This is a genomic window from Microbacterium sp. GXF6406 (genome assembly GCF_054798215.1).
Window position 1 is genome coordinate 69,430 of record NZ_JBSJZH010000010.1, and the last position, 22,521, is coordinate 91,950.

The window sequence follows — 22,521 nt, forward strand, 5'->3', positions numbered from 1 at the left end:
TGCTACTCGGATGCCTCACGCACCGTAACTCGAGGGCAACGCGCAGTAATCGGCGAATCGGCGGGCAGGGCGCTGCGAGTCGGTGATGTCGACGAGAGCGGATGCCGCGGTCTGCGGGGGTTCGTCGTCGGAGAGCTGCCACACAGTGAAGTTCCACAGTCCGCGTGCGCTCGGGCTCAGAAGGGCTGCGGGTCCGGAGACGATGAGCACGCGGTCGCGCGCGGCATCCGCGCGGAACGGGGTGATGACCTCGGCACGCAGGGTCTTCTCGTCGCCGTCGATGCTATGGGCCTGTTCGACTGTCTGGCCGACGGAGGCGAGGGCGGCCGCGACCTCATCGGCGACGAGGCGCGACCGCGCAGCATCCGCCCCGGCCACGGCCAGGAGGCGGCCGGATATCGGATACAGGTGCAGGAACTCCTCGGCGATGCCGGTCCATACCTCACTCATGAGCCCAGGTTACGCCTGCGATCCGGAGCTGAGGGTCGGAATCGAGATCGGGAAGTCCTCGTGTTGATACTGAGTGTCAGCTAGGCTGACTCGCGGTCCCACATTCCTGCATGGAGGAGAGAACGATGAGTGCCGCCACCCCCTACATCCCGCCGGTCGCCGACTACGCCTTCCTCTATGGGGAGCTCTTCGGGCGCGATATCGTCTCGGACGCCTCCGGAGGCGCGATCACCGCGGATGACGCGGTCGAGATCATCGCCGGAGCGGGGGAGTTCGCCGCCGAAATGCTCGCCCCGCTCGATCGGGCCGGCGATCAGATCGGCGCTCGGCTCGAAGATGGCGAAGTCCGCCTGCCGAACGGGTTTGCCGAAGCCTACCGGGCGCTCGTCGAATCGGGCTGGGTCAGCGCGACGGCCCCCGATACCGCCGGCGGCGATGGACTGCCCGAATCGGTCGGCGCCGGACTCGGCGAGATCTGGAACAGTGCGAACATGGCCTTCGCCCTGTGTTGGATGCTCGGCACCGGCGCCATCCACGCGCTCGACGCCGCAGCATCCGAGGATCTGCGCGAAACGTATCTGACCAAGCTCGTCAGCGGCGAGTGGACCGGGACCATGAACCTCACCGAGCCGGAGGCCGGCACCGATCTCGGCGCGATCCGCACCCTGGCGACCCCGCGCGGCGACGGCAGCTACGCCATCACCGGGCAGAAGATCTTCATCACCTGGGGCGACCACGACATCGCCGAGAACATCGTGCACCTCGTCCTCGCGCGCACGCCGGGCGCCCCCGAAGGGGCGAAGGGCCTGTCGCTGTTCGTCGCCCCGCGCCGTCTCGTGAATGCCGACGGCTCGCTCGGGGAGCGCAATGCGATCACCACGGTGGCGCTCGAGCACAAGCTCGGCATCCACGCGAGCCCGACCTGCGTCCTCGCCTATGAAGACGCCACCGGGTATCTCGTGGGCGAGCTGCACGGCGGTCTGGCCGGCATGTTCGTCATGATGAACTCCGCCCGCGTCGGCATGGGCCACCAGGCGACCGGCATCTCCGAGCGGGCGCTGCAGGGCGCCACAGCCTACGCCGCCGGACGCCTCCAGGGGCCGGTCATCGGCCGCCCGGCCGGAACGCCGATCGCCGGACACCCCGACGTGGCACGGATCCTGCGCTCCATGTCGAGCCAGACCTTCGCAATGCGCGCCCTGTCGGTGCACGTCGGCGACCTGTTCGATCGCGCCGCCGCTGGCGAGGACGTGCTGCGCCTCGCCGAGCTGTTCGTGCCGATCCTCAAGGGCTGGGCGAGCGAGGAGACGCTGCGCGTCACGAGCGACGGCATCCAGGTGTATGGCGGAATGGGCTTCATCGATGAGACCGGCGCTGCGCAGCATTACCGCGATGCGCGCATCATCCCGATCTATGAGGGCACGACCGCCATCCAGGCGAACGACCTCATCGGGCGAAAGGTTATCCGCGATGGGGGAGCGACCGTCTCCGGTCTGCTCGAAGCCATCGCCGAGACGGCCGCAACGGTTCGAGAAACGGATGCGGTCATCGCCGACGCGCTCGACCGGGCGGTGGCGGCGGCCCGCCGGGCGACAGAGTCTCTGATCTCCTTCGGGGCGGGGCGCGATTCTTCCTCGGTCGCCGTGCCGTACCTGATGCTGCTCGGAACCCTCGCCGGCGGCTGGATGCACGCGCTCGCTGTCATCGCCGTGGCCGCCCACGACACGGCCCATGATGATGATGCCGATCGGAAGACCGATGCGCGCTTCTACATCGCGCACCACCTGCCCCGCGTGCACGCGCTCGCCGAGACGGTCGCCGCGGGTGAGATCGGCTGACCGCTCGAGCAAACAGATGAAGGGCGGGGAGGATGCGATGCATCCGCCCCGCCCTTCATCGTTCTCAGGACTCGTCGACGAGATGACGCGAGTAGGCGGATGTCGTGAGGAACGCGGGGAAGTCCGTTCCCAGCGCGACCTCACGGAACACGTCCGCGGCGTCATCGAAGCGGTCGCCGGCGGAGCGCGTCGCCTGGGCGAGAGTCTCCTGGATCAGAGCCTCGACGTATTCCGCGGTGATCCGGGCACCGTCCTCGGTGGAGCGGTCCTGCTGGATCCACTGCCAGACCTGCGACCGTGAGATCTCCGCGGTCGCGGCATCCTCCATGAGGTTGTCGATCGCGACGGCACCCAGCCCGCGCAGCCACGCCTCGATGTATCGGATCGCGACGGAGACGTTGTCGCGTACGCCCTGTGCGGTGATCGGTCGGCCGATGCGCAGATCGAGCAGGTCCTCCGCGCGCACCGAGACGTCATCGCGCTGCCGATCGATCTGGTTCGGCGCCTCGCCGAGTACCGCGTCGAACTCCGCCTGGGCTGCGGGGATGAGGTCGGGGTGCGCGACCCACGTGCCGTCGAACCCGTCGCCGGCCTCGCGCTTCTTGTCCGCAGAGACCTTCTCGATCGCGGAAGCGGTGACCTCGGGGTCGCGGCGATTCGGGATGAATGCACTCATACCGCCGATCGCATATGCGCCGCGCTGGTGGCACGTCTTCACGAGAAGCTCGGTGTAGGCGCGCATGAACGGGACGGTCATCGTGATCTCGCTGCGATCCGGCAGCACGAAGCGGGCGCCGCGCCCGCGGTAGTTCTTGATGATCGAGAAGATGTAGTCCCAGCGGCCGGCGTTCAGGCCCGCGCAGTGGTCGCGCAGCTCGTACAAGATCTCGTCCATCTCGAAGGCGGCCGGCAACGTCTCGATCAGGACGGTTGCGCGGATCGTGCCGTGCGGGATGCCGATGTACTCCTCGGCGAAGGTGAACACGTCGTCCCAGAGCTTCGCCTCCTCGCTCGATTCGAGCTTGGGGATGTAGAAGTACGGCCCGCGGCCGGCGTCGATGAGCGCCTGCGCGTTGTGGAAGAAGTACAGGCCGAAGTCCACGAGGGACGCGGATGCGGACAGCTGCCGCCCCGTGCGGTCGATGAACATCAGGTGCTTCTCGAGCAGGTGCCATCCGCGCGGGCGCATGACGATCGTGGGGGTCAGCTCGGCCGTGACCTCGTAGCGCTTGCCCTCCGGGGAAGCGAAGGAGAGCTCACCGCGGATCGCGTCGTGCAGCGACAGCTGGCCGCCGATGACGTTCTGCCAGGTCGGGCTCGTGGCGTCCTCCTGGTCGGCGAGCCAGACGCGGGCACCGGAGTTCAGCGCATTGATCGTCATCTTCGGGTCTGTGGGGCCGGTGATCTCGACGCGGCGGTCCTCGAGCCCGGGCCCCGCACCGGCGACCTGCCAGTCGGCATCCTCGCGGATGTGCCGCGTGTCGTCGCGGAAGCGCGGGTCGTGCCCGGTGCCGATCTCGAAGCGCCGGCGCATGCGGTCTGCGAGGCGATCGTGGCGGCGGTGGCTGAAGCGGTGGTGCAGCTCGGTGAGGAAGGCGAGCGACTCGGGCGTGAGGATCTCGTCGAACCGTTCGTGCAGGGGGCCGGTGACGGTGAGTGCCGGGTCCTGCAGGATCGTCTGCGTCGGGGCGGTGGTCGGAGGTGCGGTGGGAGTGGTCATGATCGTGGTCCTTCGGAGAGTCAGTGGAACTGCGCGGTCTCGGTGGAGCCGGCGAGGGCGAGGGTGGCGCTGTCGGGGTTGAGCGCGGTCGAGATGACGTCGAAGTACCCGGTGCCGGCTTCGCGCTGGTGCTTGGTGGCGGTGTATCCGGATGCCTCGGCGGCGAACTCGGCCTCCTGCAGCTCGACGTAGGCGCTCATGGCGCGTTCGGCGTAGCCGCGGGCGAGATCGAACATGGAGTGGTTCACGGCGTGGAAGCCGGCGAGGGTGATGAACTGGAACTTGTAGCCGAGGTCGGCCAGCTCCTGCTGGAACGTCGCGATCTGTTCGTCCGTGAGGTGACGCTTCCAGTTGAAGCTCGGCGAGCAGTTGTAGGCGAGCATCTTGCCGGGGAATCGCTCGTGGATGGCCGCGGCGAACGCCCGGGCGAGCTCGATGTCCGGCTCGCCGGTCTCGACCCAGAGCAGGTCGGCGTAGGGCGCGAAGGCGAGTCCGCGGCTGATGACGGAGTCGAGTCCGGCGCGGATGCGGTAGAAGCCTTCAGCGGTGCGCTCGCCGGTGGTGAACTCCCGGTCGCGCTCGTCGACATCGCTGGTGAGGAGGTCTGCGGCGAGAGCATCCGTCCGCGCGACGATGACGGTCGGCACGCCCGCGACGTCCGCCGCGAGACGAGCGGCGTTGAGCGTGCGGATGTGCTGCGCGGTGGGGACGAGGACCTTGCCGCCCAGGTGCCCGCACTTCTTCTCACTGGCGAGCTGGTCTTCCCAGTGGATGCCGGCGGCTCCGGCCTGGATGAGGGAAGAGGCCAGCTCATAGGCGTTGAGGGAGCCGCCGAAGCCGGCCTCGGCGTCTGCGACGATCGGGGCGAGCCAGTCCTGCGTGATCTCGCCCTCGGCGTGCTCGAGCTGGTCCTGGCGGAGGAGGGCGTTGTTGATGCGGCGCACGACGGCGGGCACGGAGTTCGCCGGGTACAGCGACTGGTCGGGGTACGTCTGGCCCGCGAGGTTGCCGTCGGCGGCGACCTGCCACCCGGAGAGGTAGATGGCTTTGAGGCCGGCGCGCACCTGCTGCACGGCCTGTCCGCCGGTGTATGCGCCGAGGGCCCGGATGTAGTCCTCGGTGTGGAGGAGATTCCAGAGGTTCTCAGCGCCTCGGCGAGCGAGCGTGGAATCCTCACGGACCGAGCCTCGGATGCGGACGACGTCGTCTGCGGAGTACGTGCGCTCGACGCCGTCCCAGCGCGGGTCGGTGTCCCAGATCTCCTGCAGCTCGGCCGCTGTCTGCGTCTGGTCGCCGGAACGGAGGCCGGCGGGGCGGGGTGCGTGGGTGCTCATGGTGTCTCCTCCATTGGATGACGGTTCCTGATCGCCGTCGGGAACCGGATGCTTGGCACCTACTCTGGGTGAAGAAAACCCTCTTCAATACGAGAAGTCGGGCAGAAGTTTTTCGTTATTTCTGGTTTCGTGACAGACTCGCCGCCATGACGTCAGCGAAGACGCAGTACCCCGAAGTGCACGACACGGACGCCCTGACCATCGGGCGCCGCATCCGGCAGATGCGAACCTCCCGCGGGATGACCCTGGAGGAGCTCGCCGCGGCGATTGGTCGGGCGCCCAGTCAGGTGTCGATGATCGAGACCGGAAAACGCGAGCCGAAACTCACTCAGCTGCAGCAGATCGCCCGTGCGCTGGGAACCGGGCTCGACGCGCTCCTGGAGGGCGAGCCGCTCGATGAGCGCAGCGTCGCCGAGATAGCGCTGCAGCGCGCGATGACGGGGCAGACGTTCCAGACGCTCGGGATCGAACCCTTCCGCATCACGAAGACGACTCCGATGGCCGCGGTGCAGGCGCTGCTCGCCCTCCACGGTGAGATCGAGCGGCTCAAGGATGAGCGCGCCGCGACTCCGGAGGAGGCGCGGCGCGCCAACGTCGAACTCCGCCACCTCATGCGCCGCCAGGACAACCACTTCGCCGACCTCGAGAAGCGCGCAGCCGAGATCCTCGCGGCGGTTGGACACCCTGGTGGCCCGTTGACCCAGCGCACAGCATCCGAGATCGCCGCCTATCTCGGATTCACCCTCCACTACGCGCCCGATTTACCGCAGACGACGCGCAGCGTCGCCGACCTCGCGCACGGCCGGCTCTACCTCTCCAGCAGCGTGCCGGCGAAGGGAGATGCTCGCACCGCCGTGCTGCAGGCTCTCTCCAGCCGCATCCTCGGGCACGCGGAACCGCGCAGCTACGCGGAATTCCTGCGGCAACGGGTCGAGACGAACTACCTCACGGGCGCGCTGCTGATGCCCGAGGCGGACGTCGTGCCGGCCCTGCGCGACGCGAAGCAGCGCCGCGCGATCTCGATCGAGGACCTGCGCGACGCGTATTCGGTCTCCTATGAGACGGCCGCGCACCGGTTCACGAATCTCGCCACCCGCCATCTCGACATCCCCGTGCACTTCCTGAAGGTGCATGAGTCGGGCACCATCACCAAGGCGTACGAGAACGATGATGTGAACTTCCCGACCGACCGGCTCGGCGCGATCGAGGGGCAGATGTGCTGCCGCAAGTGGACGAGCCGCGTCGTGTTCGAGGAGGACGACCGGTTCAACCCCTACTACCAGTACACCGACACCGGAGGCGGCACCTACTGGTGCACGGCCCGGGTCGAGTCTTCCAGCGAGGGTCTGCACTCGGTGAGCGTCGGCGTGCGCTTCGACGACACACGCTGGTTCGTGGGCCGTGACACGGCGAATCGCGGCGTGTCGAAGCATTCGGCGGAGGTGTGCTGCCGGCGGGCCCCCGCGGATCTGGAGGAGCGCTGGCGCACCCGGTCTTGGCCGAATGTGAAGACCCCGCGCACCCTGCTGGCGACGCTGCCGACGGGGGCGTTCCCGGGTGTCGACACGACGGATGTGTACGCATTCCTCGAGGCGCACGCGCCGGGGTGAGAGCACGGTGTCAGCCGCGGCTCGCCTGCAGCAGCGCCCACAGCTCGGCGCGGTCGGGGAATGACGACAGGTCCAGCCCGAGAAGTCTCGCGGCCTGCGCCACGCGCGTGCGCAGGGTGTGCCGATGGATGCCGAGGGCCAGAGCCGCCTGCTCGAAGCGCGCATCGTGCTCGAGCCACACCCGCAGGGTGCTCTCGAGGTCGCTGTCCGCGTCGTGAAGGGCTGAGAGGCGCGAGGTCGCGATGAGTGCTGCCTCGTCGTCGGTGAGGATCGAGAGGATGCTGCGTCCCGCCGCATCCGCGAACCGTGTGGCGCCCGGTCGGCCGCGCCGTAGAGCGCTGCGGGCTTGAGCCGCGGCGCGCGAGAAGCCGGTGAGCTCCGCGGCATCCGATGCTCCGATGCGGATGCCGAAGCGTTCCGCGGCGTCATCGAGCAGGGGAGCGTCGGAGGCCGGAAGGCAGATCAGGGTTCCGTCGTCCACCGGGGCCAGGAAGACCTTCGACCCGCGTTCGGTGCGTCGGCGCTCCCACCATTCCTCAAAGGCATCGGCGGGGGCGCTCGCGGTGATCGCGACGATCAGGGGCGCGGCAGGGAACGAGAGCAGCACCCGCTGTGCGAGCGTGGGGTCATCGAGCATCAGCGATTCGAGCACCTGGGCATGCAGTCGCCGTCGTTGAGCGGCGAGCTGCTCATTCTGCTCCTCGGCGAGCCCGGCCATGGCGATGACGGAGGTGATGACCGCTCGTGCCTCCGCGTCGAGGGAGTCGGCCTCGACGACGAGCACTCCGCGCAGGCGGCGCGTCTGACCGATGGTGAACAGCTGGAGGCCGGCTGTGCTGCGTGCCGATTCCGTGCCGCGGGCGAGCATCGTGGTGGCTTCATCGACGATCGCCCGTCGCCTGTGCGGTTCGAGGAGGCGGCCGGTGGCTCGATCGCCGGTGAGCTCTCCCGTCGCATCGAAAAGGCCCACCCAGGTGTCGAGGCGGTGGCCGAGTTCGGCGATGATCGCGAGCAGGCCGTGGGGGCGCAGTGCAGCGACCGCGAGAGCTCGTTGGGTTTCGAGAGCCCAGTCGCGGCGCGCGTAGGCCCGTGTGGCGATCGCCTCGGCGTGTGTCCGGGCGACCGCGATGAACGGGGTGTCGTAGGGGACTTCGAACAGTGGCACTCCGGCGGCGCTGCACGCCTCGGCGAGGCCGAGTGGGAGGGCCGGATGTCTGACACCGGTGCCGAATCCGATGCCGATGACGCCATGCGCAGCGAGCCGGTCGACGTACTCGGCGGGCGCGAGCGCACCGTCGAACTGTCCGCCGGTGGTGAGGAGCACGAGGTCGTCGGTGAGGAAGGGCGTCGGGTCGGCGAGGTCGGAGGAATGCACCCAGCGCAACGGTCGGTCCAGGGCGACCGACGGCTCGGTGAGCAGGCGCAGCCCGAGGTCGGGATCGCTCATCAGGCCGCGAAGTGTGGGATCGGTCATGCCACTCCTATACTCATCGGCGAATATTGATCACAACTTATCCGATCGGGCGAAGGACAGGGCCCGACCGGAGGCCTACGCTCTCAGCATGACCCTCACGCAGCAGCGTCGCCTGGTAACAGCCCTGCCCGGCCCGCGTTCGGCAGAGATCCTCGCCCGCAAGGCGGATGCCGTGGCATCCGGCGTCGCGCACTCCGTTCCTGTCGCCGTCGTCGAAGCCGGCGGGGGAGTGGTCCTGGATGCCGATGGGAACTCGCTCATCGACCTCGGCAGCGGTATCGCGGTCACCACGATCGGCAATGCGCATCCGAAGGTCGCCGCCGCCGTCGCAGCCCAGGTCGAGCGCTTCACGCACACGTGCTTCATGATCTCGCCCTACGAGGAGTACATCGCCGTCGCGGAGGCCCTGAACCGGCTGACGCCCGGCGACTTCCCCAAGCGCAGCGCGCTGTTCAACTCCGGTGCCGAGGCGGTCGAGAACGCGATCAAGATCGCGCGCAAGCACACCGGGCGCTCCGCCGTCGTCGCCTTCGAGCACGGTTATCACGGGCGCACGAACCTGACGATGGCACTGACCGCGAAGGCGATGCCGTACAAGAGTGGGTTCGGGCCGTTCGCCCCCGAGGTCTACCGGGCGCCGCTGTCCTACCCCTTCCGTGACGGCCTGAACGGGGCGGATGCCGCGGCCCGCGCCATCGCCATCATCGAGAAGCAGGTCGGGGCGGCCGAACTCGCAGCCGTGATCATCGAGCCGATCCCCGGCGAGGGCGGGTTCATCGTGCCGGCGGACGGCTTCCTGCCGGCGGTGCAGGAGTGGTGCCGGGCGAACGGCGTCGTCTTCATCGCGGATGAGGTGCAGAGCGGCTTCGCCCGCACCGGGACGATGTTCGCCAGCGAGCAGCTCGAAATCGAACCCGACCTCATCACGACCGCGAAGGGCATCGCCGCGGGCCTTCCGCTCGCCGCCGTGACCGGCCGTGCAGAGATCATGGACGCCGCCCATGCCGGAGGGCTCGGCGGAACGTATGGAGGCAACCCGGTCGCCTGCGCCGCTGCGCTCGCCGCGATCGACGTCTTCGAGAACGACGGGATGCTGGAGCGCGCGCAGAGGATCGGCGATCTGCTGCGCACGCGGCTCGAGATCATGAGGCAGAACGATCCGCGCATCGGCGAGGTGCGCGGACGCGGGGCGATGATGGCGATCGAGTTCATCGACCCGCTGACCCGTGAGCCGGATGCCGCGCTCACGGCCGCTGTCGTGAAAGCATGCATCGGCGAGGGCGTCATCGTGCTCGCCTGCGGCACCTTCGGCAACGTCATCCGATTCCTCCCGCCCCTGACCATCCCCGACGACCTGCTGCACGAGGGGCTCGATGTCCTCACCGCAGCCCTCTCCGGCCTCTGAAGGAGCGCACATGAGCATCACGGCATCCGATGAGCAGACCCTGCTCGACAGCATCCCCACCGGGCTCTTCATCGACGGCGAATGGGTCGAGGCAGAGGGCGGTCGAACCTTCGCGGTGCACGACCCGGCGACAGGCGCCGTCATCCGGCGCATCGCCGATGCATCGGCGGACGACGGCGTCCGCGCGCTCGACGCGGCCGTCGCCGCTCAGGAGGAGTGGGCGGCCACTGCGCCCCGTACCCGCAGCGACATCCTGCGCCGGGCCTTCGACCTCGTGCAGCAGCACAAGGAGGATCTTGCTCTGCTCATGACGCTCGAGATGGGAAAACCGATCGGCGAGGCGCGCGGCGAGGTCGTCTACGGCGGCGAATTCCTGCGCTGGTTCAGCGAAGAGGCCGTGCGCATCACGGGCAGCTATGGGCTGAACCCCGAGGGGACGGGCCACATGATCGTTTCGCAGCGCCCGGTGGGACCGTCGTTCTTCATCACCCCGTGGAACTTCCCGTTCGCGATGGCGACGCGCAAGATCGCCCCCGCGCTCGCCGCGGGCTGCACGGTGGTGATCAAGCCTCCGGCACTGACGCCGCTCACGACGATCTTCTTCACGAAGCTCCTCGAAGAAGCAGGGCTCCCGAAGGGCGTCGTCAACGTCGTCCAGACGTCGTCATCCTCGAAGCTGTCGGCGCCGATCCTCGCGGATCCGCGCCTGCGCAAGCTGTCCTTCACCGGGTCGACCGAGGTCGGCAGAGCGCTCATCGCGCAGGCGGCCGACGGTGTGCTGCGGGTATCGATGGAGCTCGGCGGCAACGCTCCGTTCGTCGTCTTCGATGACGCCGACCTCGACAAGGCTGTGGACGGGGCGATCGCGGCGAAGTTCCGAAACATCGGGCAGGCCTGCACGGCCGCCAACCGGTTCATCGTGCATGCGTCCGTCGCCGAAGAATTCGCCGACCGCGTCACCGCGCGCGTACGGGCGATGAAAATCGGACGCGGTACGGACGCCGACGTCACGATCGGCCCGCTCATCGATGCGGATGCCGTCGCCAAGGCCCGTGCGCTGGTCGAGGACGCCACCTCGCGCGGTGCCCGCGTGCTCATCGGAGGTGACGCAGTCGACGGGGAGGGGACCTTCTTCGAACCGACCGTCGTCGCAGACGTCGCCGCCGGCAGCGACATCCTCCGCGAGGAGATCTTCGGACCCGTGCTCGCGATCGCGACGTTCGAGACCGAGGCGGAGGCCGTGTGCCTGGCGAACGACACCGAGTACGGTCTCGTCTCGTACGTCTTCACCGAGGACCTCGACCGAGGGCATCGCATGATCGACGCCCTCGAGACGGGGATGATGGGCCTGAATGTCGGCGTCGTCTCGAATGCCGCGGCCCCCTTCGGCGGCGTCAAGCAGTCGGGCATCGGGCGAGAGGGCGGTGCCGAGGGCATCCACGAATATCTCTCGACCAAGTACACGCTGCTTCCCGCCACCACCTGACAGCACGACCCGCCCACGAGGAGGACGACGATGACCGCCTACGCCGTGACGAACCCCGCAACCGGACAGACCCTCGCGACCTACGACACCAGCACGGATGCCGAGATCGCCGAGTCGATCGCGCGGGCTCATGCCGCAGCATCCGCCTGGGCGACCGTTGCCCCCGAGGAACGGGCCGCGGTGATCCGCCGCATCGCCGAGCTGCACCGGGAACGGCGCGAAGAACTCGCGGCGATCATCGTCCGCGAGATGGGCAAGCCCATCGCCGCGGCCATCGGCGAGGTCGACTTCGCCGCCGACATCATCGAGTTCTACGCGGATAACATCTTCCGCATCACGGGAGACGAACCTCTCGACATCCTCGGGGAGGGGACCGCGGTCGTCCGCCGCTCGCCGCTGGGCGCGCTGCTGGGGATCATGCCGTGGAACTTCCCCGCCTATCAAGTGGCTCGCTTCGCAGCGCCGAACCTGGCGATCGGCAACACGATCATTCTCAAGCACGCGGGGCAATGCCCCGCATCCTCGGCATTCCTCGAGCGGATCTACGCGGATGCCGGGCTCCCGGACGGCGCCTACATCAACGTCTACGCGACCAATGAGCAGGCGGCCCGAATCATCGCCGACCCGCGGGTGCAGGGCGTCTCGGTGACCGGTTCGGAGCTTGCCGGCGCCGCGGTCGCCGAAGTCGCGGGGCGTCATCTCAAGAAAGTCGCGCTGGAGCTCGGCGGGTCCGACCCGTTCATCGTGCTCTCCGCCCACGACCTGGACGCCGTTGTCCAGGCCGGTGTCGATGCGCGTCTGGACAACAACGGGCAGTCCTGCAACGGCGCGAAGCGGTTCATCATCATCGATGGCCTCTACGACGCGTTCGTATCGAAGTTCGTGGCGGCGCTCGCCGCGGTGCGTCCAGAGGACCCGACGCAGGAAGACACGGTTCTCGGTCCACTGGCCTCTCTCGCCGCCGCCGAACGTCTGCAGGAGCAGATCGATCGGGCCGTCGCGCAGGGGGCGACGGTGCTGACCGGGGGCGCGAGGAAGGGTGCGTTCTTCGAGCCGACGGTGCTCGCCGACGTCACGCCGGGCATGGATGCCTATCGGGAGGAGCTCTTCGGCCCCGCGGCCACCGTCTACCGGGCGGCGGATGAGGACGAGGCGCTGGAGATCGCCAACGGCACCCCGTTCGGCCTCGGCTCTTATCTGTTCACGACGGATGATGTTCAGGCCGCGAGGGTCGCCGACCGGATCGAGGCCGGCATGGTCTACGTCAACCTTGTCCTCGCCGACAGCCCGGAGCTGCCGTTCGGCGGCATCAAGCGCAGCGGCACCTCCCGCGAGCTCGGCCTGCTCGCCGCCGACGAGTTCGTCAACAGGAAGCTGATCCGGATGGCCCCGTGAACCCTCGGCCGTTGACCGACCGATAAGCACGGACCTGCGCTCGATCGTGCACTCGCAGGAGCGCTACCTTTGATGCATGAAGTCCGAGAAGGTCACCCGCACGCAGTCCGTCGTCGATGGACTTCTCGATGAGATCATCGCCGGGAGGCTCGTGGCGGGGGAGACCCTGCCTACCGAGGCCGATCTCGCCGACCTCCTCGGTGTATCCCGACTCACGCTCCGCGAGGGCGTGCGTCTGCTGCAGGCGCAGGGCGTCATCGTGCCGGTCCCGGGAAGCAGGCATCGGGTCGCCCCGGTCGACGAGTGGACCGGGCTGGAAGCGGTTGTGCGCTTCGCCCGCAGCGGCGGCGCCCGACGCAAGTCCTCGCTCGACCTGCTCGATATGAGGGTCATGTTCGAAACGGGGGCTGCGGAGCTGGCCGCCCCCCTGTGTACGGATGAGCACATCGCCGAGCTCGAGGAGCTGCTGGGGAAGATGCGCATGGCGCATGCGCAGGGCGACGTCCCGGGGTTCGTCGACGCCGATCTGGCCTTCCACGATGTGATCTTCGCAGCGGCGGACAACCGCATCCTCGTGGCATCCGTCCGCCCGCTCACCGCGATGCTGCAGGACTCGCGCAGCGAGACGAGTTCGGTGCTGGAGATCCGTGAGCACGCACTCGTCGAGCACGCCGCGGTTCTCGAGGCGATGCGCACGCGGTCGGCGGAGGCCGCGCGCGAGGCGATGTCGAGCCACATGAAGCAGACGCGCGACGATCTGCTGCGCTATGTGCTCGGAGCCTGAGCGGATCCGTTCCGCTTGCCGGGGAAGGAAAATCGGCGTACCCTCGTTATCTGATATCGGATAACCCGTCCGGATCGCCCTCAACCCCCTCTGAACGAAGGAGTTCCCGTGCACGTCGACGCGCTTCTGGCCCCTCTCCCGGCTCCGGTCGAGATCGACGCGGCACAGGGCCGAGCATCCCTCGATCCCCAGAACGTCCTCGTCGTCCTCGATGACGACCCCACCGGCACGCAGTCCGTCGCGAACCTCCCGGTGCTCACCCGCTGGGAGAAGGATGACCTCGCAGGCGCCTTCGCCACCGGCGCCGCCGCCGTCTATGTGCTGACGAACACCCGCTCCCTCGACGAGGACGAGGCTGCTCGCCGCAACCGCGAGATCGTCGCGGTCGCCCTGGACGCGGCATCCGACGCCGATCTGCGCGTCACCTTCGTCTCGCGCGGCGACTCGACGCTGCGCGGGCACTTCCCCCTCGAGACCGACGTGCTCTCCGAGGAGATCGTCACCCACGGCGGCGCCGCTCCCGAACTCACCCTTCTGGTCCCCGCCTTCCCCGATGCTGGACGCATCACCGTCGACTCTGTGCACTACTGGGTCACGGACGGCGAGGCCACCCCCGTCGGGGAGACCCCCTTCGCGAAGGACGCGACCTTCGGCTTCGCCTCCTCGAACCTCACCGAGTGGGTCGAGGAGAAGACTCACGGCCGCATCGCCGCCGCCGACGTCGCGGCCCTCACGATCGACATCATCCGCTCCGGCGTCGAAGCCGTCACCGAATTCCTCACGGGACTCGCCACCGGCACCGTCGTCGCGGTCGACGTCGTCGAAGAAACCGACATGCGCGTCGTCGCCCTCGCACTGCACGGTCTCACCGACCGCGCCGTGCTGCTGCGCGTCGGCCCTCCCTACGTCCGCGCCCACATCGGCCAGGACATCGCCGAACCCGTGCGCGCCGCCGACATCCCCTTCGCCTACGACCGCGGAGGGCTCGTCGTCGTCGGCAGCCACGTGCCGCTGACCACCCAGCAGCTCGAAGAGCTGCGACGGCAGCGCCCCGACACCGTCACCATTGAGCTCGACGTGCGCCAGCTCGTCGACGACCGCCGCGAGGCGCACCTCGACGCGCAGGCGCGCTCGGTCGCGGAAGCCCTCGCCGATGGCAGCGTCATCGTGCACACCACGCGCGAGCTGATCACCGGTGCCGACGGCGACGAGAGCCTCGAGATCGCCCGCAAGATCTCCAGCGGCGTCGTCGAACTCGTGCGCCGCGTGCTCGCGATCGCCCCGCCTCGCTTCGTGATCGCGAAGGGTGGCATCACCTCCAGCGACGTCGCCAGCGAGGCGCTCGAGATCCGTCGCGCCACTGTGCTCGGACCGATGCTCCCCGGCATCGTCTCGCTGTGGCAGCCGCAGACCGGCCCCGCGGTCGGCATCCCCTACATCGTCTTCGCCGGCAACGTCGGCGTCGCGGATTCCCTGGCCCGTGTGGTGGCGACCCTCGCCGACGCGCAGTGACCGGAACTGAAGAACTGAAAGGAACCATCATGACCTCCACCGTCGCCGTCATCGGTCTCGGAGCCATGGGCCTGCCAATGTCCACCCGCCTCGCCGAGCGCTTCGAGGTGCGCGGCTTCGACATCGCCGACGATCGCATCGCCCTCGCAGCGGAGAAGGGCGTCAAGCCCGCCGCATCCGCTGCCGAGGCCGTCGCCGGTGCACAGGCCGTGCTCGTCGCCGTGCGAACCGGCCAGCAGCTCGAGGGCCTGCTCTTCGGAGAGACCGGCCTCGCCGAGCACCTGGATGACGGCGCGGTCGTCATCCTCACCAGCACGGTCGGCACCGACGGCATCGCCGTGATCGCCGACCGCCTCGCCGAGCACGGCGCATCTCTCGTCGACGCCCCGCTCTCCGGCGGTCCGGTCCGCGCCGGCGAGGGCGACCTGCTCATCGTCGTGGGCGCCACCCCGGCAGCACTCGAGGTTGCGAAGCCGGTTCTCGATCAGCTCGCCTCGACGCTCTCGATCGTCGGCGACAAGCCGGGCGATGGCCAGGCCCTGAAGACCGTCAACCAGCTGCTCTGCGGCGTGCACATCGCCGCCGCCGCCGAAGCGCTCGCCCTCGCCGACGCGCTGGGCCTCGACCGCAAGAAGACCCTCGAGGCGCTCACCGCCGGTGCCGCCAACTCCTTCATGCTCGGCAACCGCGGCCCCCGCTCGCTGCAGGCCTACGACGAGGAGGGCGCCGAGGTCCTCAGCCGCCTCGACATCTTCGTCAAGGACATGGGCATCGTCGGCACGGCCGCTCGTGCCGCTCACCTGTCGACCCCGGTCGCGAACGCCGCCGAGCAGCTGTTCCTGCTCGGCGAGGCACAGGGCCTCGGAGCGAACGACGACTCCGCCGTGATCCGTGTGATCGCCCCCGAACGACTTTCCTGATCCGACCCGTACCCGGCGCACCCGCGCCCCAGAAAAAGTGAAAGAAGAGATCCAGTGACGCTCCCTCTTCCCGCGTTGATCGCGATCGGAGTCGCAGGCATCCTCCTGCTCCTCCTGCTGATCATTCGATTCAAGATGCAGGCGTTCTACGCCCTCATCCTCGTCTCCATCGTGGTCGGTCTCGCGGCCGGCCTGCCGATGACGACCATCGCAGCCACGGATGACACTCCGGAACGCCTGGGCATCATCCAGGCGATCATCTCGGGCGTCGGTGGAACCCTCGGTTCCGTCGCCGTCCTGGTCGCGCTCGGCTCGATGCTCGGCAAGATCATCGAGTTGTCGGGAGGCGCCGAGGCCCTCGCCGGCAAGTTCACCAAGTGGCTCGGACCGAAGCGCGTCGGCGTCGCTCTCGTCATCGCCGCAGCGATCCTGGCGATTCCGGTGTTCTTCGACGCCGGGTTCATCATCCTCATCCCGATCATCTTCGCGTTCTCGAAGATCGCGGGCCTGAACCCGATCAAGTTCGGGCTTCCGGTCGCCGGAATCATGCTCGCGGTGCACGTCGCGGTCCCGCCGCACCCCGGCATCGTGGGCGGCGCGACGCTGCTGGGCGCCGACATGGGCTGGGTGCTGATCTTCTCGCTCATCATCTCGATTCCGCTCGCGGTGCTCTCCTTCTGGACGGCCAAGGTCATCAACCGCAAGGAATTCGCGATGATCGAGGCGACGAAGGAGATGTTCGACAGCTTCGGCACCGAGCAGACCTCGGTCAACGCGGGTCTGCGCGATGGCGAGAAGGCGCCGAGCGCGTTCACCGTGCTGGGCCTGATCCTCCTGCCGCTGGTGCTCATCATGGTCGGCACGACCGTCGCGCCGACGTTCGAGGCGGGCACGTTCTGGAACGGCTTCCTCTCGATGATCGGCCAGCCGATCTTCGCACTCATGGTCGCGATCGCCGCGGCGATGTTCGTCCTCGGTGTGCGCCGCGGCTGGTCCGCCGGCAAGCTCGGCGAGGTCATGGAGTCGGCGCTGCCCGCAGCCGCCGTCATCATCCTCGTCACCGGTGCCGGTGGCGCCTTCGGCAAGATCCTCACCGAGACGGGCATCGGCGGCGCTGTCGCCGAGCTGCTGAGCGGTTCGGGCATGCCCCTCCTGCTGGCCGCCTTCCTCATCTCGCTGATCATGCGCGCCGCGCAGGGCTCCGCGACGGTCGCGATCACGACGACGGCAGGTCTGCTTCTGCCGACCGTCGCGGTCCTCGGTCTCGACACGATCCACATCGCGCTCGTCGCCGTGGCTATCGGTTATGGCGCCCTCGGCCTCAGCCACGTGAACGACTCGGGCTTCTGGATCGTCACGCGCTACCTGGGCCTGTCGGTCAAGGACGGCCTGCGCACCTGGACGCCGCTGACCACGGTCCTCGGTGTCGCCGGGTTCCTCATCACCTGGCTGCTGTACGCGGTCATTCCGATGAGCTGACGACCTGTTCTGCTGTCAGGCCCCGGTTTCCGCATGCGCGGAAGCCGGGGCCTTACTCTTTGCCCGCGTGCCGGGTAGCCTCGCGGGCATGACCACGGTTGCGGAGAACATCGTCCACACGCTCACCGCCAACGGGATCGACCGCGTGTACGGCATCCCCGGCGACTCGCTCAACGGCTTCACGGATGCCCTGCGCAAAGACGGGACGATCCGTTGGGTGCACGTGCGGCATGAGGAGTCGGCGGCTTTCGCCGCGGCGGCGGATGCTGCGCTCACCGGCGATCTGGCGGTCGTGGCGGGCTCCTGCGGGCCGGGGAACCTGCACCTGATCAATGGGCTGTTCGATGCGCAGCGTTCGCGAGTCCCGGTGCTGGCGATCGCGGCCCATATCCCCACGGAGGAGATCGGCACCGGGTACTTCCAGGAGACGCACCCGCAGGAGCTGTTCCGCGAGTGCAGCGTCTATGCGGAGTACGTGGCGGACGCGAAGCAGATGCCGAGACTGCTGGAGATCGCGATGCGTGCGGCGATCGAGGAGCGGGGCGTCGCGGTGCTCGTGATCCCCGGTGACGTAGCGCTGGCGGAGATCGCGGATGACCGCGCCACGGTGGTCCCGCGCACACGTCCGGTCGTGACACCGTCGCCGGATGAGCTCGAGCAGGCGGCGACGATGCTGAATGCGGCGAAACGGGTGACGATCCTCGCCGGCGCGGGCGTCGAGGGCGCTCATGACGAGGTCATCGCCCTCGCGGAGCGTCTCGGTGCACCGGTGGTGCATGCGCTGCGCGGCAAGGAGCATATCGAGCACGACAATCCCTATGACGTGGGCATGACGGGGCTGCTCGGCTTCGCCTCGGGGTTCCGTGCGATGGATGCCGCCGACACGGTGCTCGTGCTGGGCAGTGATTTCCCGTACACGCAGTTCTATCCGGATTCGGCGTCGACGATCCAGGTCGATATCCGCGGCGCGCAGCTCGGTAAGCGGCATCCGCTGGATCTGGGCCTCGTGGGCGATGTCGCAGCGACGATCGACGCGCTGCTTCCGCGTCTCGCGCATCAGGAGGACCGCTCGCACCTGGAGGATGCGGTATCCCATTATCGGAAGACCCGGGCGAAGCTCGACGAGTTGGCGGTGCCGGCGAAGGGCGGTTCTCCGATCCATCCGCAATACGTCGCGCGGCTGATCGATGCGCAGGCCGCGGACGATGCGATCTTCACGGCGGATGTCGGTTCACCCGTGGTGTGGGCCGCGCGCTATCTGACGATGACCGCCGAGCGCCGTCTGATCGGCTCGTTCACGCACGGATCGATGGCGAACGCCCTCATGCACGGAATCGGCGCCCAGGTGGCGCGCCCGCAGCAGCAGGTGGTGGCGTTGGCCGGCGACGGGGGACTGGCGATGATGCTGGGCGAGCTCATCACCCTCACGCAGAACCGGCTTCCCGTGAAGGTCATCGTGATCAACAACTCGTCCTTGAACTTCGTGGAGCTCGAGATGAAGGCGGCGGGCTTCGTCACGTACGGCACCGATTTGGAGAATCCGAACTTCGCGGCGGTCGCGGAGTCGCTGGGGATCTTCGCCCGTCGGGTGGAGCGCAGCGAAGACCTGCCGGATGCCGTGCGGGAGGTCCTCGCCCACGATGGGCCTGCGCTGTTGGACGTCGTGACCGAACGGCAGGAGCTGTCGATGCCGCCCTCGATCACCGCGCAGCAGGTGAAGGGGTTCGCTCTTTACGCCATCCGGACCGTGATGTCGGGGCGGGGAGACGAGCTGATCGACCTCGCGCGGGCGAACTGGCGCCAGCTTTTCTGATGCGTTTTCGCGCGAGACGCGCCCGGGGTGCGGGGCTCGGTTCGGCGTGGGCGCCGCTATGCCCTACACTGGAGGGGCAGTTGTCTGCATTCTTTTTCTGTGCCTCTGGGTGCAAGATGGAGTGCAGACCCAGGGATCCCCGGATCTCTAGGGCGGTAGCTCAATTGGCAGAGCAGCGGTCTCCAAAACCGCAGGTTGCAGGTTCGATTCCTGTCCGCCCTGCGCGTCAGCGCACGCTGACACACGAAAGGTACATTCATGGTGGATCAGGACGAACCGCGCGGCGATATCGTCGCGGCTGGCGGCGCCGCCAGCGTGAAGCGGCTCGGATTCTTCGGGCGTATCGCGCTGTTCTTCCGTCAGGTGATCGGTGAGCTGCGAAAGGTCGTCACGCCGACGCGCAAGGAACTGTTCAAGTTCACCGCCGTCGTGCTGGTTTTCGTCGTGATCGTCATGGCATTCGTCTATGGCCTCGACGCCGGCTTCTCGTGGCTGACGAGCCAGGTCTTCGGAGTCCCGCAGTAAGCGGTTCTCCTCGCGGTCATGACCGCATGATCAGAAAGAAACAACGTGTCTGAACGATATCCCGACGACGCCGATTGGGCGCCCTCTGCGGAGCAGTCCAGCGAGGACGACGAGGCTCAGGAGGGGAACATCCTCTCCGAGGAGGAATTCGCCAGCTCCGCTGCCGAAGAAGTCGCCGTCCACATCGAGGACGACGCCGCGGATGCGGATGTAGAAGGCGCAGAAGACATCGATATCGAAGACCCGGAGGCGGACGCGATCGTGAACGACGCTCTGAACCTGGACGAAGCGGCAGAATCAGAAGCTGCTGCTGAAGTCCTCAACGAATCTGTCGCAGAAGAGGTCGCCGACCTCGAGGCTGCGGCTGCAGAAGAAGTCACGCCCTACGACGGTCCGGATGTGAACGGCGACGACGATGTCGACGCCTACGCGGAGTTCCGCGCAGACCTGCGCATGCTGCCGGGCAAGTGGTATGTCATCCACTCCTACGCCGGGTTCGAGCGCAAGGTGAAGGCCAACATCGAGCAGCGCAAGTCGACGCTCGAGGTCGAGGACGACATCTACCAGGTCGAGGTCCCGATGGAGGACGTCGTCGAGATCAAGAACGGCCAGCGCAAGATGGTCACCCGCGTGCGCATCCCGGGCTATGTCCTCGTGCGCATGGAGCTCAACGAAGACACGTGGTCGGTCGTCCGCCACACTCCCGGCGTCACCGGCTTCGTGGGCAACGCCCACAACCCGACGCCCCTGCGCTTCGAGGAGGCCTTCAACATGCTGAAGGCCCTCGTCGAGGTCAAGGATGCGCCGACCGCCAAGAACGTCCAGTCCAAGGGCGGCGTCGCCGTCGCGCGCCCCGTTGCGGCCGAGGTCGACTTCGAGATCGGCGAGACCATCACGATCAAGGAGGGATCGTTCGCGGGTCTTCCCGGTTCGATCAGCGAGATCAAGCCTGAGAGCGGCAAGCTCACGGTCCTCGTCTCCCTCTTCGAGCGCGAGACGCCTGTCGAGCTCTCGTTCGACCAGGTCACCAAGATGCTCTGAGATTCTTCTCAACGCAGAACGGCCGCCCCGAGGGGCGGCCGTTCTGCGTTTCCGGATCTCCCTCCAGATCAGGTAGACTTGCCTGGTTTGTGTGCGCTTTCAGCGCTCAGGAACGCACCGCGACCCGGATCCGCCGGATTCGCGGGAGAGCGGGTGCTGAGCATCCGCTCGAGGAAAGGAAGAGGAAATGGCACCGAAGAAGAAGGTGACCGGCCTGATCAAGCTTCAGATCAACGCCGGCGCCGCTAACCCGGCTCCGCCGATCGGCCCCGCGCTCGGTCAGCACGGCGTGAACATCATGGAGTTCTGCAAGGCGTACAACGCCGCGACCGAGTCGCAGCGCGGCAACGTCGTCCCCGTCGAGATCACCGTCTACGAGGACCGCAGCTTCACGTTCGTCCTGAAGACCCCGCCGGCTGCTGAGCTCATCAAGAAGGCTGCGGGCGTGCAGAAGGCTTCGGCCACGCCGCACACCGTCAAGGTCGGCAAGATCTCGAAGGACCAGGTCCGTCAGATCGCCGAGACCAAGCAGGCCGACCTGAACGCGAACGACATCGAGGCTGCGGCGAAGATCATCGCCGGAACCGCTCGTTCCATGGGCATCACGGTCGAGGGCTGAGGAGAATAATCATGGCAAAGTCCAAGGCTTACAAGGCTGCAGTCGAGAAGATCGACGCAGACCGTTTCTACACTCCGACCGAGGCTGTCGCCCTGGCCAAGGAGACCGGATCGGCGAAGTTCGACTCGACCGTCGAGGTCGCGCTGAAGCTCGCTGTCGACCCGCGCAAGGCGGACCAGATGGTGCGCGGCACCGTCATCCTCCCGCACGGCACCGGTAAGACCGCTCGCGTCATCGTCTTCGCGACGGGCCCCGCGGCAGAGGCTGCCATCGCAGCCGGTGCTGATGAGGTCGGCGGCGCCGAGCTCATCGAGAAGGTCGCCGGCGGTTGGACCGACTTCGACTCCGCCGTCTCGACCCCGGAGCTCATGGGTCAGGTCGGTCGTCTGGGTAAGGTCCTCGGACCCCGCGGCCTCATGCCGAACCCGAAGACCGGTACGGTCACCCCGAACCCGGCCAAGGCCGTCGAGGAGATCAAGGGCGGAAAGATCGAGTTCCGCGTCGACAAGCACTCCAACGTGCACTTCATCGTCGGCAAGGCCTCGTTCTCTGCTGAGCAGCTCGATGAGAACATCGGCGCGGCTCTCGAGGAGATCGTGCGTCTGAAGCCGTCGAGCGCGAAGGGCCGTTACATCCAGAAGGGTGCGGTCTCGACGACGTTCGGCCCCGGCATCCCGCTGGATGTCAACGCCATCTGAGGCTGATTGCTCGAAGGGCCCCCACCGTAAGGTGGGGGCCCTTCGTCGTTCGCCGGCGGATCGTTCCTCGGTTTCATGCGCGACACGCCCAAGTGAACGGCTCGATTTGCCCGAACCCCGGAACCCGCGTAACTTATTACTCGTTCGCCCCACAGGGAAGCGGAAAGGCCTCTGGGTCTGCCCCCCTCAAGCGGCAGAACAGCTCCAAATCTCAACTTGAGAGTCTCAGTCACTTGTGACTAAGATAGGAGATCTACCCATTCGGCAGGCTTCACGGCTTGCATCCGGATCTCGGATCCGGTTGGGCGTGTCGATTTGACAAGCTCGAGACGGTGGGTAAGATAGAGAAGTTGCCCTTCGGGCCTGGTCGTGAGGCTGGGTCGTGGGAGCATCCGATCCTTGAGAACTCAACAGCGTG

Annotated in this window: 18 protein-coding genes and 1 tRNA gene; 15 read left to right on the top strand and 4 right to left on the bottom strand. The window is 67.6% G+C overall.

Annotation, left to right across the window (positions count from 1 at the left end; translation table 11 throughout):
- Positions 1–15: 15 nt before the first annotated feature.
- Positions 16–450 (bottom strand): hypothetical protein, encoded by a 435-nt coding sequence (locus ACWAUG_RS07860; protein ID WP_460802089.1) that lies wholly within the window; start codon positions 448–450, stop codon positions 16–18.
- A gap of 125 nt (positions 451–575) precedes the next feature.
- On the opposite strand from ACWAUG_RS07860, the gene ACWAUG_RS07865 reads away from it, so the two are divergent.
- Positions 576–2,288, top strand: coding sequence for an acyl-CoA dehydrogenase (locus ACWAUG_RS07865; protein WP_298040218.1), 1,713 nt, complete (start codon positions 576–578; stop codon positions 2,286–2,288).
- A 64-nt stretch (positions 2,289–2,352) separates the two neighbouring features.
- Here the strand turns inward: ACWAUG_RS07865 and aceB are convergent, their stop codons facing one another.
- Both aceB and aceA read right to left on the bottom strand, forming a co-directional pair.
- A complete protein-coding gene (gene aceB, locus ACWAUG_RS07870) occupies positions 2,353–4,008 on the bottom strand; it encodes a malate synthase A (RefSeq protein ID WP_298040220.1) in 1,656 nt (551 codons plus the stop codon).
- Positions 4,009–4,028: 20 nt separating this feature from the next.
- Complete coding sequence (aceA, locus tag ACWAUG_RS07875; RefSeq protein WP_460802090.1) at positions 4,029–5,342, bottom strand: isocitrate lyase; 1,314 nt, start codon at positions 5,340–5,342, stop codon at positions 4,029–4,031.
- Between the two features lie 146 nt (positions 5,343–5,488).
- On the opposite strand from aceA, the gene ACWAUG_RS07880 reads away from it, so the two are divergent.
- Positions 5,489–6,952, top strand: a complete 1,464-nt coding sequence (locus ACWAUG_RS07880) for a helix-turn-helix domain-containing protein (RefSeq protein WP_298040224.1) — start codon at positions 5,489–5,491, stop codon at positions 6,950–6,952.
- Between the two features lie 10 nt (positions 6,953–6,962).
- On the opposite strand, the gene ACWAUG_RS07885 is transcribed toward ACWAUG_RS07880, so the two are convergent.
- The gene (locus ACWAUG_RS07885; RefSeq protein ID WP_298040225.1) at positions 6,963–8,426 is read right to left on the bottom strand and encodes a PucR family transcriptional regulator; all 1,464 of its coding nucleotides are present in this window, start codon (positions 8,424–8,426) and stop codon (positions 6,963–6,965) included.
- A gap of 88 nt (positions 8,427–8,514) precedes the next feature.
- Here ACWAUG_RS07885 and gabT point away from each other — a divergent pair, with 88 nt between their 5' ends.
- The 13 genes from gabT to rplA all read left to right on the top strand — a co-directional run bounded on the left by gabT (position 8,515) and on the right by rplA (position 22,103).
- Positions 8,515–9,831: a 4-aminobutyrate--2-oxoglutarate transaminase gene (gabT, locus tag ACWAUG_RS07890; protein ID WP_298040227.1), complete on the top strand. Its 1,317-nt coding sequence runs from the start codon at positions 8,515–8,517 to the stop codon at positions 9,829–9,831.
- A gap of 10 nt (positions 9,832–9,841) precedes the next feature.
- The gene (locus ACWAUG_RS07895) at positions 9,842–11,317 is read left to right on the top strand and encodes an NAD-dependent succinate-semialdehyde dehydrogenase (RefSeq protein ID WP_460802091.1); all 1,476 of its coding nucleotides are present in this window, start codon (positions 9,842–9,844) and stop codon (positions 11,315–11,317) included.
- Between the two features lie 30 nt (positions 11,318–11,347).
- Positions 11,348–12,712, top strand: a complete 1,365-nt coding sequence (locus tag ACWAUG_RS07900; protein ID WP_460802092.1) for an aldehyde dehydrogenase family protein — start codon at positions 11,348–11,350, stop codon at positions 12,710–12,712.
- Positions 12,713–12,788: 76 nt separating this feature from the next.
- Entirely contained in the window at positions 12,789–13,496 is a 708-nt protein-coding gene (locus ACWAUG_RS07905) for a FadR/GntR family transcriptional regulator (RefSeq protein WP_460802093.1), read from the top strand.
- Between the two features lie 108 nt (positions 13,497–13,604).
- The gene (locus ACWAUG_RS07910) at positions 13,605–15,008 is read left to right on the top strand and encodes a four-carbon acid sugar kinase family protein (protein WP_460802094.1); all 1,404 of its coding nucleotides are present in this window, start codon (positions 13,605–13,607) and stop codon (positions 15,006–15,008) included.
- Between the two features lie 29 nt (positions 15,009–15,037).
- Positions 15,038–15,928, top strand: coding sequence for an NAD(P)-dependent oxidoreductase (locus ACWAUG_RS07915; RefSeq protein ID WP_460802095.1), 891 nt, complete (start codon positions 15,038–15,040; stop codon positions 15,926–15,928).
- Between the two features lie 54 nt (positions 15,929–15,982).
- Positions 15,983–17,407, top strand: a complete 1,425-nt coding sequence (locus tag ACWAUG_RS07920; RefSeq protein WP_460802096.1) for a GntP family transporter — start codon at positions 15,983–15,985, stop codon at positions 17,405–17,407.
- A gap of 88 nt (positions 17,408–17,495) precedes the next feature.
- Positions 17,496–19,220 carry a ubiquinone-dependent pyruvate dehydrogenase gene (poxB, locus tag ACWAUG_RS07925; RefSeq protein WP_298040239.1) on the top strand — a complete coding sequence of 575 codons (1,725 nt, stop codon included), beginning with the start codon at positions 17,496–17,498 and terminating at the stop codon, positions 19,218–19,220.
- A gap of 149 nt (positions 19,221–19,369) precedes the next feature.
- Positions 19,370–19,442, top strand: a tRNA-Trp gene (locus tag ACWAUG_RS07930).
- 36 nt (positions 19,443–19,478) lie between these two features.
- The gene (gene secE / locus ACWAUG_RS07935) at positions 19,479–19,745 is read left to right on the top strand and encodes a preprotein translocase subunit SecE (protein WP_460802097.1); all 267 of its coding nucleotides are present in this window, start codon (positions 19,479–19,481) and stop codon (positions 19,743–19,745) included.
- A gap of 45 nt (positions 19,746–19,790) precedes the next feature.
- Positions 19,791–20,786 carry a transcription termination/antitermination protein NusG gene (nusG, locus tag ACWAUG_RS07940; protein ID WP_460802098.1) on the top strand — a complete coding sequence of 332 codons (996 nt, stop codon included), beginning with the start codon at positions 19,791–19,793 and terminating at the stop codon, positions 20,784–20,786.
- Between the two features lie 187 nt (positions 20,787–20,973).
- On the top strand, positions 20,974–21,405 hold the full coding sequence (rplK, locus tag ACWAUG_RS07945; protein ID WP_298040242.1) for a 50S ribosomal protein L11: 432 nt from the start codon (positions 20,974–20,976) through the stop codon (positions 21,403–21,405).
- An 11-nt stretch (positions 21,406–21,416) separates the two neighbouring features.
- Positions 21,417–22,103, top strand: a complete 687-nt coding sequence (gene rplA, locus ACWAUG_RS07950; protein WP_298040243.1) for a 50S ribosomal protein L1 — start codon at positions 21,417–21,419, stop codon at positions 22,101–22,103.
- The last annotated feature ends 418 nt before the right edge of the window (positions 22,104–22,521 follow it).

What these genes read in the sequence shown, in the direction of transcription:
- ACWAUG_RS07860 (WP_460802089.1), bottom strand. Translation starts at nt 450, where the DNA reads ATGAGTGAGGTATGGACCGGCATCGCCGAGGAGTTCCTGCACCTGTAT.
- ACWAUG_RS07865 (WP_298040218.1), top strand. Translation starts at nt 576, where the DNA reads ATGAGTGCCGCCACCCCCTACATCCCGCCGGTCGCCGACTACGCCTTC.
- aceB (WP_298040220.1), bottom strand. Translation starts at nt 4,008, where the DNA reads ATGACCACTCCCACCGCACCTCCGACCACCGCCCCGACGCAGACGATC.
- aceA (WP_460802090.1), bottom strand. Translation starts at nt 5,342, where the DNA reads ATGAGCACCCACGCACCCCGCCCCGCCGGCCTCCGTTCCGGCGACCAG.
- ACWAUG_RS07880 (WP_298040224.1), top strand. Translation starts at nt 5,489, where the DNA reads ATGACGTCAGCGAAGACGCAGTACCCCGAAGTGCACGACACGGACGCC.
- ACWAUG_RS07885 (WP_298040225.1), bottom strand. Translation starts at nt 8,426, where the DNA reads ATGACCGATCCCACACTTCGCGGCCTGATGAGCGATCCCGACCTCGGG.
- gabT (WP_298040227.1), top strand. Translation starts at nt 8,515, where the DNA reads ATGACCCTCACGCAGCAGCGTCGCCTGGTAACAGCCCTGCCCGGCCCG.
- ACWAUG_RS07895 (WP_460802091.1), top strand. Translation starts at nt 9,842, where the DNA reads ATGAGCATCACGGCATCCGATGAGCAGACCCTGCTCGACAGCATCCCC.
- ACWAUG_RS07900 (WP_460802092.1), top strand. Translation starts at nt 11,348, where the DNA reads ATGACCGCCTACGCCGTGACGAACCCCGCAACCGGACAGACCCTCGCG.
- ACWAUG_RS07905 (WP_460802093.1), top strand. Translation starts at nt 12,789, where the DNA reads ATGAAGTCCGAGAAGGTCACCCGCACGCAGTCCGTCGTCGATGGACTT.
- ACWAUG_RS07915 (WP_460802095.1), top strand. Translation starts at nt 15,038, where the DNA reads ATGACCTCCACCGTCGCCGTCATCGGTCTCGGAGCCATGGGCCTGCCA.
- poxB (WP_298040239.1), top strand. Translation starts at nt 17,496, where the DNA reads ATGACCACGGTTGCGGAGAACATCGTCCACACGCTCACCGCCAACGGG.
- secE (WP_460802097.1), top strand. Translation starts at nt 19,479, where the DNA reads ATGGTGGATCAGGACGAACCGCGCGGCGATATCGTCGCGGCTGGCGGC.
- rplK (WP_298040242.1), top strand. Translation starts at nt 20,974, where the DNA reads ATGGCACCGAAGAAGAAGGTGACCGGCCTGATCAAGCTTCAGATCAAC.
- rplA (WP_298040243.1), top strand. Translation starts at nt 21,417, where the DNA reads ATGGCAAAGTCCAAGGCTTACAAGGCTGCAGTCGAGAAGATCGACGCA.